The 11,990-nt window shown below is 50.1% G+C and carries 12 protein-coding genes and 1 pseudogene; 10 read left to right on the top strand and 3 right to left on the bottom strand.

All coding sequences use genetic code 11. The annotated features are described in order from the left end of the window. Positions 1-21 precede the first annotated feature (21 nt). Positions 22-456 (top strand): annotated as a pseudogene (locus tag HMPREF3168_RS00250) (M48 family metalloprotease); the annotation flags it as partial. A 61-nt stretch (positions 457-517) separates the two neighbouring features. Here HMPREF3168_RS00250 and HMPREF3168_RS00245 read toward each other — a convergent pair. Together HMPREF3168_RS00245 and HMPREF3168_RS00240 are read right to left on the bottom strand one after the other, a co-directional pair. After that, a complete protein-coding gene (locus tag HMPREF3168_RS00245) occupies positions 518-937 on the bottom strand; it encodes a Rossmann-fold NAD(P)-binding domain-containing protein (RefSeq protein ID WP_070487896.1) in 420 nt (139 codons plus the stop codon). Positions 938-1,019: 82 nt separating this feature from the next. Further along, on the bottom strand, positions 1,020-1,478 hold the full coding sequence (locus HMPREF3168_RS00240) for an Rrf2 family transcriptional regulator (protein ID WP_070487894.1): 459 nt from the start codon (positions 1,476-1,478) through the stop codon (positions 1,020-1,022). 338 nt (positions 1,479-1,816) lie between these two features. On the opposite strand from HMPREF3168_RS00240, the gene HMPREF3168_RS00235 reads away from it, so the two are divergent. From HMPREF3168_RS00235 to metA, 4 genes are all read left to right on the top strand, one after another. After that, positions 1,817-2,740 (top strand): ATP-binding cassette domain-containing protein, encoded by a 924-nt coding sequence (locus tag HMPREF3168_RS00235; protein ID WP_003614260.1) that lies wholly within the window; start codon positions 1,817-1,819, stop codon positions 2,738-2,740. Between the two features lie 3 nt (positions 2,741-2,743). Continuing rightward, positions 2,744-4,264: an ABC transporter permease/substrate-binding protein gene (locus tag HMPREF3168_RS00230; RefSeq protein WP_070487892.1), complete on the top strand. Its 1,521-nt coding sequence runs from the start codon at positions 2,744-2,746 to the stop codon at positions 4,262-4,264. A gap of 100 nt (positions 4,265-4,364) precedes the next feature. After that, on the top strand, positions 4,365-5,795 hold the full coding sequence (locus HMPREF3168_RS00225; RefSeq protein WP_070487890.1) for an NADP-dependent glyceraldehyde-3-phosphate dehydrogenase: 1,431 nt from the start codon (positions 4,365-4,367) through the stop codon (positions 5,793-5,795). Between the two features lie 158 nt (positions 5,796-5,953). Next, positions 5,954-6,865 carry a homoserine O-succinyltransferase gene (metA, locus tag HMPREF3168_RS00220; RefSeq protein WP_070487889.1) on the top strand — a complete coding sequence of 304 codons (912 nt, stop codon included), beginning with the start codon at positions 5,954-5,956 and terminating at the stop codon, positions 6,863-6,865. 72 nt (positions 6,866-6,937) lie between these two features. Here metA and HMPREF3168_RS00215 read toward each other — a convergent pair whose 3' ends face one another. Next, complete coding sequence (locus HMPREF3168_RS00215) at positions 6,938-7,690, bottom strand: PrsW family intramembrane metalloprotease (protein ID WP_070487886.1); 753 nt, start codon at positions 7,688-7,690, stop codon at positions 6,938-6,940. Positions 7,691-7,768: 78 nt separating this feature from the next. Between HMPREF3168_RS00215 and pcp the strand changes: the two genes are divergently transcribed. The 5 genes from pcp to HMPREF3168_RS00190 all read left to right on the top strand — a co-directional run bounded on the left by pcp (position 7,769) and on the right by HMPREF3168_RS00190 (position 11,976). Continuing rightward, on the top strand, positions 7,769-8,380 hold the full coding sequence (gene pcp / locus HMPREF3168_RS00210) for a pyroglutamyl-peptidase I (RefSeq protein WP_070487883.1): 612 nt from the start codon (positions 7,769-7,771) through the stop codon (positions 8,378-8,380). Between the two features lie 147 nt (positions 8,381-8,527). Then, entirely contained in the window at positions 8,528-8,725 is a 198-nt protein-coding gene (locus HMPREF3168_RS00205) for a hypothetical protein (RefSeq protein ID WP_070487881.1), read from the top strand. Positions 8,726-8,835: 110 nt separating this feature from the next. Then, positions 8,836-9,576, top strand: a complete 741-nt coding sequence (locus HMPREF3168_RS00200) for an SAM-dependent methyltransferase (RefSeq protein WP_070487880.1) — start codon at positions 8,836-8,838, stop codon at positions 9,574-9,576. Next, positions 9,576-10,550 (top strand): hypothetical protein, encoded by a 975-nt coding sequence (locus HMPREF3168_RS00195; RefSeq protein WP_070487878.1) that lies wholly within the window; start codon positions 9,576-9,578, stop codon positions 10,548-10,550. Before HMPREF3168_RS00200 ends, HMPREF3168_RS00195 begins: the two co-directional genes overlap by 1 nt. Further along, entirely contained in the window at positions 10,543-11,976 is a 1,434-nt protein-coding gene (locus HMPREF3168_RS00190) for an RsmB/NOP family class I SAM-dependent RNA methyltransferase (protein ID WP_070487876.1), read from the top strand. Before HMPREF3168_RS00195 ends, HMPREF3168_RS00190 begins: the two co-directional genes overlap by 8 nt. Positions 11,977-11,990 lie beyond the last annotated feature (14 nt).

Genomic DNA, 11,990 nt, shown 5'->3' with positions numbered 1-11,990 from the left:
AAAATATCATCATGACGCTACACTAGTTTTATCTACCTGGCTGCCGTTTACCTGCTGGCTCTTGGCTGGACCTTGTTTAAGATGGATGGCGGGGTTATCACCAAGTGCATTTGCTGGTTCTTTGGCTCGATTGCCTTAGCAGTTGGCGCTGGACTATTCATCGTGGCTTTGCCAATCGCCAAATTGCTCAACTTGTCTATGTCCCGGCAGCGGGAATACCTGGCGGACATTGGTTCAGTCGACCTGACCAGAAATCCGCAGTGCATTGTCGGTGCATTGAAAAAGCTGGAAGCTATTGAGCAGCAATATCAGCAGCAAAAGGAGAACCCCATGGTTTTAGCTTTAGCTTTTAACAACTTCCAAGTCAAGCACTGGTGGACCAACTTGATCTCTGACCACCCGACTTTAGACCAGCGGATCGACCGCTTGGAACATACGGCAGATTTGCCTAAATAAACAAAAGGATGTAACCCAGTAGAGCTGCATCCTTTTTCTTTGCTGTTAAAGCTGATTCATCTTACTTCTTGTAGTTTTCTGCCAAAAAGTCCTTCATATTCTGTGGGGTATGGCCCGTGATCCGGGTGAAGTCATCAGTAACTCCGTCCATCAAGCCCATGGTTGCCGCCTTGTACATGGAGGCCAGTTCATCCCCGTCGCCTTCAGACCGGTAGATATTCGCGAATTCTTCTAGGCTGACCGGCTGGTAGCCGATCTTTTCTCCGGTAACTTCAGTCATGATCCGGCTTAATTCAACCATGTTATAGTTCTTTTCCTGGGTCAAAAGGTAAATCTGCCCCTTGTCTCTGAGGTAAGGCCGGACAGCGACATTGGCAATAGCTTCCGCACTGTCTTTTCTTGAGATAAAACTCATCGCCTGATCGCCAACCGGGTAGATCACATTGCCTCTTGCAATCAACTCCGGCAGGTATGGGACCAAGGGGTCAGCCTTTTCTGCCTAAGTGGCCGGTTGCGCCAGTAATCGTGTATTTCATTTTGACTTCCTTACAATTTTTCTCCGCTTATTCTTCTTTACTATTTTCTGCCTGCTTTTTCGCGGCTTCTTTAACCAAAATCGTGTCAATCACGTCCTGCAGGCTGATCTTACCTAAAACCGCCTCCGCCGCGATCTCCGCGTGGGAAAAGTAGTCGGTCAAGGTTGGCTGGATGTTGCCGCCGACAATGCAGTCCGGATTTGTTTCGTGGTCGATTGCAAAAAGGGGACTTTTACCTTCAGTTGCCAGATAGATTTCCAGCAGGCTGATGTCTTTTGGCTCCCTTAATAGCTCTGGATCCGGTGACCCATGGGTCGTCTTGATAAAGCCGGCATCCCTTAAATTCGACATTAACCGTCTCACCATAACTGGCGAAGTATTTAAAGAACTGGCGATGATGTTGCTGGACAGAGTGGTCTTTCCTTTGTAGATCACGAGAAAGGTCAAAAGGTGGATGCTGTCACTAAAGCGGGTTGATACTTTCATTTGTTTTTCTCTCCCAAATAATTAGGCAAATCATGTAACTTATCTAATTACCAGTATAGTAACTGAAATTGCTAAAAGCAAGTTCTTTGTCAGCAAGAGCAGAATGAAGATTATACCCGCATGGAAGATACGAAGATACCGACTAAGCAATAGTACTGCTTTTACACTTTTCTTATAACTAGCTGGCCCAAGATAGAAGGATGAGAAACTATTATAGATTCCTGGCCAAGAAAAAGAAGAAAGCTGTAGCTTTTACCTTTACAAGGGCTAAGAAAGAGTTTATGCTAAGTCGAGAAACCATTTAAGTTACATGAATGCCCTGCGAGATGGAGGGGAAAATGATCGAATACCGCGATGTCGGGATGACCTATGGAGACAATGTCATCTTGAAGCAGATAAATCTTACAATCAATGACGGGGAGCTTTTTGTCTTAGTCGGCCCCAGCGGGAGCGGGAAGACGACTTTGCTCAGAATGATCAACCGTTTAACAGAACCGACTCATGGCGATGTCTACTTAGACGGCAAAAGAGTCAAAGACCACGACCTGCGCCAGCTCCGCCTGCATATGGGCTATGTCCTGCAGACTAGCAGCCTTTTTCCTAACTTAACGGTTGGCGACAATATCACTATCCAGCTGGAAGAAGCCGGAGTCAAAAAGGTTGAACGAAAGAAGCGGGCCTTAGCATTACTGGCCCAGGTTGGCCTGGAAGGGGACAAGTATATCTCCCGGCTGCCCAAAGAACTTTCAGGCGGCCAGCAGCAGCGGGTCGCTATCGCCCGGGCCATGGCCAGCCAACCCAAATTGATCTTGATGGACGAATCCTTCAGTGCCTTAGACCCGGTCCTGCGCCGCCAGCAGCAAGAGCTCCTACTTGACCTGCACCGGCAAAGCAAGACCACGGTTGTCTTCGTGACCCACGACATGCAGGAAGCCTTGCGTTTAGGGGACCGGATCGGGGTTATCCAGGATGGCTGCCTGCTGCAAGTCGGCAACCCGGAAGAAATCGTGCAAAAGCCCGCCAACTCCTTTGTGGCTGACTTCTTCAAGAGCGCCCGGCCACGGCTGGGCACTATGCTTGAGCTTTTGGCTAGTCCATACGTAAATAGAATTACAGAAGAGAATCTGCCGGAAGTTGAGAAAGTCGAAGAAGTCACGGGATTAGCTGAAAAAGCTGGCTTTTTGCAATTTGCCTACCAGGGAGCAGGTTACCAAATCAAGTCCAGCGACCTGTTGCACTACTTTGGAAAATGGGGGGACTAAGAGATGAGTGAATTGATCAATACTATATCGTCCCACCAAGGGCAGATCTGGCAGGCTTTAGGTGAGCACTTGCTCTTATCCATGGAAGCCCTCTTGCTTTCTTGCTTGATCGCCATTCCTTTAGGGATGCTCCTGGCCCACAGCAAAAGAGCCGGGGAAGTGGTCTTCCAGATCACCAGTATCATCCAGACCATCCCCAGTCTGGCCCTGCTCGGTCTCTTGATTCCTTTTGTCGGAATCGGGACGACTCCGGCCTTGATCGCCTTGACTGCGTACGGGATCATGCCAATCTACCAGAATACCTACTCGGCTTTAAGAAATATCGATCCCAACTTGGAAGAAGCGGCCGATGCCTTTGGCTTAAGCCGCTGGAAAAAATTATCCCGCCTGGAATTCCCCATTGCCCTGCCCATAATCCTTTCCGGCGTCAGCATTTCCTTAGTCATGATTATTGGGACAGCCACGCTAGCTGCCATGATTGGGGCCGGTGGGCTTGGGACCTACATCATGATCGGGATCCAGCAAAACAACAACACCTATATCTTGATCGGGGCTGGTCTGTCAGCTGTCTTGACTTTGGCCATGTCTGGCCTGCTCAAGTTCATGGCCTCATCAAAAAAGCACTTCCGTGTCACAGCCGCCGTCCTGGCAATTTTTGCCATTGGCTTAGGAGTTAGCCAGGCTCCGAAATATTTTACCCCGAAGCAAGAGGAAGTCGTCATCGCTGGCAAGCTGGGGAGTGAACCAGACATTTTGATCAACATGTACAAGGACTTGATTGAAAGGGACAATCCTCATGTCAAGGTGACCCTTAAGAACAACTTTGGCGGGACCAGCTTCCTGTTCAATGCCTTAAAGACGGGCAAAATCGACATCTATCCGGAATTTACCGGGACGGTTCTGCAAGGCCTGGCTAAAAAGAAGGTGGCCACTCCGCATGACCCGGCTAAAACTTACCAGCTGGCTAAAAAGCTGATGGCTGAGGAGGACCAGCTGACTTACCTGCCGCCAATGAACTATCAGAACGGCTACGACTTGGCGGTTACGAAGGCTTTTGCCAAGAAACATAATATTAAGAGCTTAAGCGACTTGGCGAAAGTGGACGCTTCCTTAACCGCTGCTTTTGACCCGAACTTTGCCAACCAGCAGGATGGCTACCTGGGATTAAAGAAGGAATATGGCCTGAACTTCAAGGTTAAAACTATGGAACCTGCTCTGCGCTATAAGGCAATTGCCAGCGGCAAGGTCGCAGTCGTTGACGGCTATACGACCGATCCCCAGATCAAGCAGTATGACTTAGTCGCCTTAAAGGATGACAAGAGCTTTTTCCCGCCATACCAAGGGGCGCCTTTGCTGAAAAATTCTTTTGCCCAAAAGCATCCCGGCGTCGTCAAAAGCCTGAACAAGCTTGCTGGCAAGATTACTGAAGCTGAAATGCAGGAAATGAACTACAAGGTGACCGTCAAGCACGAGAGCGCCAGCAAGGTGGCCCGCCAGTACCTGAAGCAGCATGGTCTGCTCTAATTAGAAAATTGGTAGGTACTTTTTCTGCAAAAAGGCTTGAAAATAGTTAGAAAAGCATTAAAATGTAGATGTGATTACATCCATGAAAGGAGTTGCTCTCTTGACAGAACACTATTTAAACTATGTCAATGGCGAATGGCGGGACTCCGCTGACGCGATTGAAATTTTCGAACCAGCAACTGGCAAGTCCCTGGGTACTGTACCTGCCATGTCCCACGAAGACGTGGACTACGTAATGGACAGAGCCAAAAAGGCCCTTCCAGCCTGGCGGGCCCTCTCATACGTTGAACGGGCCGCATACTTGCAAAAGGCTGCGGACATCCTTTACCGGGATGCTGAAAAGATCGGTTCTACCTTGTCCAAGGAAATCGCCAAGGGCCTCAAGTCCTCTATCGGTGAAGTAACCCGGACGGCGGAAATCGTTGAATATACGGCCAAGGTCGGCGTAACTTTGGACGGGGAAGTTATGGAAGGCGGCAACTTTGAAGCGGCAAGCAAGAACAAGCTGGCTGTTGTCCGCCGGGAACCAGTCGGCCTGGTTTTGGCAATTTCACCCTTCAACTACCCGGTTAACCTGGCCGGCTCAAAGATCGCGCCTGCTTTGATGGGCGGGAACGTGGTGGCCTTCAAGCCGCCGACACAAGGGGCAATCTCCGGTCTGCTTTTGGCCAAAGCCTTCGCCGAAGCTGGCCTGCCAGCCGGCGTCTTTAACACCATTACCGGCCGGGGCCGGGTTATCGGCGACTACATCGTTGAACACCCGGCAGTCAACTTCATCAACTTCACCGGTTCCAGTGCTGTCGGCAAGAACATCGGCAAACTGGCCGGGATGCGACCAATTATGCTGGAACTTGGCGGCAAGGACGCGGCCATCGTCTTGGAAGACGCTGACTTGGACTTGACGGCCAAGAACATCGTTGCCGGCGCCTTTGGCTACTCCGGCCAGCGTTGTACCGCCGTTAAGCGGGTTCTGGTCATGGACAGCGTGGCTGACGAATTGGTTGAAAAGGTGACTGCTTTGGTCAAGGATTTGACGGTCGGGATGCCAGAAGAGGATGCCGACATCACTCCTTTGATCGACACTAAGTCTGCCGACTACGTACAAGGCTTAATTGAAGAAGCCGCAGAAAAGGGCGCTAAGCCTTTGTTTGACTTCAAGCGCGAAGGCAACCTGATCTACCCAATGGTCATGGACCAAGTGACGACTGACATGCGCCTGGCCTGGGAAGAACCATTTGGGCCAGTATTGCCATTCATCCGCGTCAAGTCAGCTGACGAAGCTGTCAAGATTGCCAATGAATCAGAATACGGCCTGCAAAGCTCCGTCTTCTCACGGAACTTTGAAAAAGCCTTTGCCATTGCAGGAAAATTGGAAGTGGGCACAGTCCACATCAACAACAAGACCCAAAGAGGTCCGGACAACTTCCCATTCCTGGGCGTAAAGAGCTCAGGGGCAGGCGTACAGGGGGTCAAGTACTCCATTCAAGCCATGACCCGGGTCAAGTCCGTTGTCTTCAACATTGAAGGCTAATTTTAAAACAGTAAATTTGACAAGATGTCTGCTTGAGAAAGTCCGCTTTGGCGGACTTTTTTCGTTTTGTAAAAGTTTAAAAAGTCTAATTATTTTGTTAGCATTTTTTCAGAAAGAATGGTAAATTAAACAAAAGAATTCAGACAGGAGAGTGCACTATGCCAATTACTTTAGATAAACAGTTAGCCGCCATTGATGTGTTAAGGCAGGAGAATATTTTTGTCATGGACTCGCAAAGAGCCCGGACCCAGAACATCCGGCCTTTAAAGATTCTGGTGGTTAACCTGATGCCTAAGAAGGCCAACACGGAAGTGCAATTGCTTCGCCACCTGGCCAACACGCCCTTGCAGCTGGAAGTGGAATTCCTCTACATGGCCAGTCATAAGTCTAAAAATACTTCCAACGAATACCTGGAAAACTACTACCGGACCTTTGCCGACATCAAGGACAAGCGCTATGATGGGATGATTATTACTGGCGCCCCGGTTGAACAGCTGCCTTTCAAGGAGGTCGACTACTGGAGCGAGCTCTGCCAGCTGATGGAATGGTCCAAGACCCATGTCTACTCCAGCCTCCACCTTTGCTGGGGAGCGCAAGCCGGGCTTTACTATCACTTTGGGATCGACAAGCAGACTCTGGAAAAGAAGCTGTCCGGCATTTATGAGCAGGAAGTAGTGGGGACCAGCCCCCTTCTTCGCGGCTTTGACGACTCCTACCGCTGTCCGCACTCCCGCTATACCACGATTTACCCAGACCAATTAAAGAAGTGCAGTCTGCAGATTTTGGCGGAGGGGCCGGAAGTCGGGGTTGCAATCGCGGCTAGTGACGACTTGCGGCAGATCTACAGCTTTGGCCATTTGGAATACTCCAGAGACACCTTGTCTGAGGAATACCATAGAGACCTTAATGCCGGTATCAATCCGCTTTTGCCGGTTAACTACTTCCCGGATGACGATCCGGAGAAAAAGCCCCGCTTGACCTGGAGTCTGGCCGCCTCAACCTTCTTCAGCAACTGGATCAACTACGCCGTTTACCAGGAAACGCCATACGACCTGGCAGAACTGGACTAAAAAGAATTTGGACAAAAAGAAATCTGCCCCTACCAGGGAGGCAGGGACAGATTTTTTACTTGTGAATAAAGTCTAGAAGAGGTAATTCCACCGGTCGATTTGGAAGTACTTGTCGTTTTTGGACATCTTGTTCACCAGATGGAAGGAGATGAAGAAAAGGACGGAGATGAAGGCCAGGAAGATCCACTGCCCTTCAGCGGAATTAAGGGAAGCCACGTAGTCGTAGCTGCCGTGCAGGGCGGCTGGCACGACGATAGCCAAAACGCGGAAGAACTTGGACCGGATGTTTTTGCCCAGGTAGGCGTAGCCGCGGGACAAGCCATAGAAGATCCCCATGAAGACGCCGAAGCAGGCGTGGCCGGGAACGGCCGTTACAGCCCGGACTAAGGCGGTAGAGAAGCCGTAGATCATGACGTAGGAGATATTTTCCCAGAGGGCAAAGCCCAGGGCCACGAAGACAGCGTAGACAACCCCGTCATACTGGCAGTTAAATTCCCGGCTGAACCAGGACCGGCGCTTTAAGAAGAAGTACTTGGCTCCTTCTTCAGCGTAGGCAACGATCACGAAGTACATGATGACGTTGTAGATTGGATCTTTTTGCGAGACATAAGAAGTTAAAACGCCATTGGCGATCCATTCAAGGATGCCGGCAACCACCGCTGACCAGATCCCCCCGGTCACCATTTTCCACAAAAGGTAGGGGCTTTCCGGCTCCAGCCGGTCAGATTGGTAAACCTTGATCATTAGGAAGATGGCGGGGATAACCGCGGCCAGGATAAGGAGCCAGTTGTAGATTAAAACTGGTTCTAGGAAGAAGAAAAACATGTTGGACCCACTTTCTATTCTTTGGATATGAATCTAGTTTACTCGCAATCGGGGCTTTTTTTCAAGAAAGGAACAATAATGACCAAAATATTAGTGACAGGTTTTAACCCCTTCAACCATGAAAAAATCAATCCAGCCATTGAAGCAGTGAAATTGCTGCCAGACGAAATCGCTGGCTGTGAGATTATCAAGCTGCAGCTGCCGACCAGCTACCAGAAAAGTGAGAAAAAGCTGCAAGCAGCTGTTGAAAGAGAAGAGCCAGGCTTTGTCTTAAGCGTGGGCCAGGCCGGTGGCCGGGCCTGTTTGACTCCAGAACTAGTCGCCATCAACTATGATGATTGCCCGGTCGCGGACAATGACGGGGAAAAGCGGGAAGGACAGGCGATTAATCCGGAGGGCCCAGCGGCTTACTTTACCCAGCTGCCGGTTAAGGAAATGGTCAAAGCTGTTAAAGCGGCGGGCATCCCGGCTGAAGTGTCGACCACGGCCGGCTGCTTTGTCTGCAACCATGTCATGTATTACGCGCAGAGCTTGAGAAAAGAATATCCGGGGATGCAGGCTGGCTTCATTCATATACCTTTTTTGCCAGAGCAGGTGGTCAAGCGGCCAAATCAGCCATCAATGGCTTTGGAAACAATCGTGACTGGCTTAACCGCGGCAATTGCTGCATTTTTGCCGGACGGGTACTAGGAAGAGTTAAATTTTTGGGAAAATAACGGCAAAAGTTTGTAAAATAAGGAAATCGCTGTCATCGGCATAAAATCAGCTTTCACGCTTAAAATGGTGCTATAATAATCTTAAGTAAAAAAGCGCTTTACAGAAAGAAGGCTGGTTAAAATGAGAAGCACGGAAGAAACCATGTTGATGGACACCATGATTGCCAATGGCGTCAGCAACAAGATGACCGAGCAGGCAACTGGTCTTGCGGCTCCAAAGCCGGTGCAAAAGGAAAATGCAGCTAAGCTGGAGACGCGTGACATGCTGCTGGCCAACGGGGTCGACGAAGAAATGGCCGACCTGGCGGCAGATCTGTAATTTAATTGAATAGTTTAGACCTGGCTTTCTTAGCCAGGTCATTTTTTTGCAATCGTCCAGGCTACCTCAAAAGGTTGGTAAATGATAAAATCAACTGGTGAGGAATGCATATGACACAATTTATTGAAAAAATTTCAGCCTTAGCCAAGGAATTTGCTGATCCGGAACTGGGCCGGCAAGTGCAAGAGATCAAAATGATCGATGAGTGCGTATCTAGCCAGCGGATGCTGCTGTTCGCGCCAGACCGCTTAGGCATCAGTGATGACCGTTTTGCCGAGCTGACCTGGGAGCCGCCTGACAGCCAGATCAAGGACCTGCGGGTTTTAAACAACCTGCTGAACAATGTCCGCCAGTACCTGTCTCTGGAATATGGGATCTGGTCACTGCCAAACATGGAGACGGCCCAGCTTTTTAAGAACGAATTAGGGATTGAGACAGCCCTGGAAGTTATGGCTGGCAACGCCTACTGGTCTAAGGCCTTGAGCGAGGCCGGGATTCAAGTCTGGGCCACGGATTCTTTAGAATGGTCCAGGAGCTCAAAGACCGGGAAGAAGCCTTTTTACCCAGTTGAAAACCTGCCAGCTGACCAGGCAGTCATGAAGTACGCGACCTGCGACATGATTCTCTGCTCCTGGGCGCCGAATTTCGGCCAGGCGGATTTGGAACTGATCGCTGCCAAGCAGCACTACGCTCCAGCTGCCCGCCTCTTTTTCATCGGGGAAAAAGGGGTGACCAATTCCCCGGAATTCTGGACCAGAAAGCATTTCGCCAAATCAAGCGAACTGAGAAAGATTAACCGCAGCTTTAAGTCCTACGACTTTATCAAGGAAAAGTTTATTGAGGTGAGCTGATGAAAAGGTACAAACTGTTTGTTATTTTGTCCACCTTTTCCCTCTTCATCATGATTGGCATCGTCTACTCCAACATGCAGTCCCAGCTGGCTGACCAAATTCTGCAGGCGCAGGGGATGAGCATGGAGGCCCGAATCGTCAAGCCGAAGAAGACCATGACAATTGCCTCCTTCCTTAAGTGGATCAAGAAAGAATTCCCTAAGGAAAGCATCCAGATGCAGTTCAAGAGCAAGGAGGACAAGAACCAGGTCTTGATCTGGTCACAAAACAGGGACCTCAACTACTTCCCTGTTTCCAGTGGCCGCTTTTTCAGTGAAGATGACTTTAAAGGGCAGGTCACCATCGCGGCGGTCTCCCCATCTTCAGCGGCTGCCCAGATCAAGACCCAGGGCAATACTTACTTGATCGCCAACGGCCAGTACTATTCAGTTGTCGGCAGCCTTAAAGCTGTGCCATACCAGTCCAGCAAGGCCTACTACTTGACGACGGGGGTTAAGCAGGAAACCGGGCAAAGCCGGATAAACCACTTTACCTTGTACGTGGACGCCAGCAGCCAGACGATCGGCAAGATCGCCAGCCACTTAAAGAGTGAGACCTATTGGCCGGACTTCGTCAAGCGGGGCCGGCAAAGAAGATTGACGCTTCTCATGCCAGAAGCCCTCTTGATCCTCTTTTTGCTGGGCGTGGGGGTCCTTTTGATGGGTCTTATTGCCTGGCTGACTTGGAAAGAAACTGATTTGAGCCATGTTAAGGGAGACCTGTTGCCCAACCTCCTCTTGAACCGGAGCGGGCGTTTTATCGTCTTTATGGTCCTGGAAGCTTTTACCTCCTACTTCCTCTTGGTGTGGAAGGCCTACTACAGCAACCAGAGCATTTTAGGCCTGCTTTTGCTCGGGACAGTCGTGGTTGAACTGGCAGTATATGTTGGAATGATGGTTTATATGTACAGAAAGGGGAAACAGGCGGATGATTGAGATCCCAGACCAGTTTAAGGAGAAATTTACGGGTCTGCTTGGCCAGGAAGAAGCCGGCAAGCTGCTTGAGTCATTGGCTGAGCCAAGCAAGAAGGCCTACCGGATCAACAGTTTGAAAAAGGGAGCAGTGGCATACCCGCAAGAAGAGGTGGTGCCCGGCATCCCTAACGCTTATTACGGTGAAGTCTCCGGCAAGGACCCGGAATGGACAGCTGGCATGGTTTACTCGCAAGACCCGGCAGCCATGTTCCCGGCCCAGGCAATTCCAGTTAAGCCAGGTGACAAGGTTTTGGACTTATGCGCGGCTCCCGGCGGGAAAAGCACGGCTTTAGCCCAGAAGCTGCAAGGTGAGGGCTTATTGGTAGCCAATGAAATTTCGCCGTCCCGGGCCAAAATTTTGCGGGAAAACCTGGAGCGGTGGGGCGTAGCAAACGCTGTCGTTACGAACTGCGACTCTTTTGCCTTGAGCGCCCGTTTCCCGGGATTTTTTGACGCGATCTTAGTGGACGCGCCATGTAGCGGGGAAGGGATGTTCAGAAAGAGCGAGGACGCCATCAAGTACTGGAGCCAGGAGAATGTTGATCTCTGCGCAGACCGGCAAAGGGAAATTTTGACTGAAGCGGTTAAGATGCTGAAGCCGGGAGGGTATTTGCTCTATTCGACCTGCACCTTTTCACCAGAAGAAGACGAGGAGATCGTCAGCTGGCTGCTGGACGAATATGGCTTTAAGCTTTTGCCAATTGCGGCAGAGAAAGCCGCGCCTGGCCGGCCGGAATGGGGCAACGGGGATGCTAGTTTAGCAAACTGTGCCCGTTTTTGGCCACAAGACGGTGTTGGTGAAGGGCAGTTTGTCGCCAGTCTGCAAAAGGCAGCTGGCGAAGAAAACTTTGCAGCTGAAGCAGGAGAAGCTTTTTATCCGGTCAGAAAAATCAGAAAAAACGAGGACAAGAAGAAAAAGGGCAAAGGCAAGAATAAAGGGAATAGAAGCAGCCTGGAGCGGCCAAGCAAGGAAGAGTACGGCTATATCAGTGAAGCTATAGCCGGCTTTAACTGGCCGGAAAGTCTGGCTTCCTGGCCAAGCCAGATGCTGAAGAGCCAGGATCATGTCTTTGTCCCGACCCTTGAACCTGAACAATTGAAAGGGATCAAGGTCCTTAACAACGGTCTGGAACTGGGAATTTTGAAGAAGAAGCGCTTTGAGCCAAGCCACCAGCTGGCGGAAGTTTTAGGTCAAGTTGACCAGGAAAGAGTGGTTGACCTAACTGAAGACGAGTATGACCACTACCTGCATGGGGAAAGCCTACAAGTAAATAGCAGCTTGAAAGGCTTCGTCTTGGTTTCCTGCCGGGGGATGATTTTCAGCTTTGGGAAACTCTCTGGCAAGGGACAGCTGAAGAATTACTATCCTAAGGGTTTGCGGCAATAGCAGATTAGCTTTAT

Origin of the sequence: Lactobacillus sp. HMSC08B12, assembly GCF_001808415.1 — a bacterium.
Lineage (GTDB): Bacteria > Bacillota > Bacilli > Lactobacillales > Lactobacillaceae > Lactobacillus > Lactobacillus delbrueckii.
Note: the sequence above shows the minus strand (reverse complement) of the source record. Positions and strands in the feature narration are given on the sequence as shown.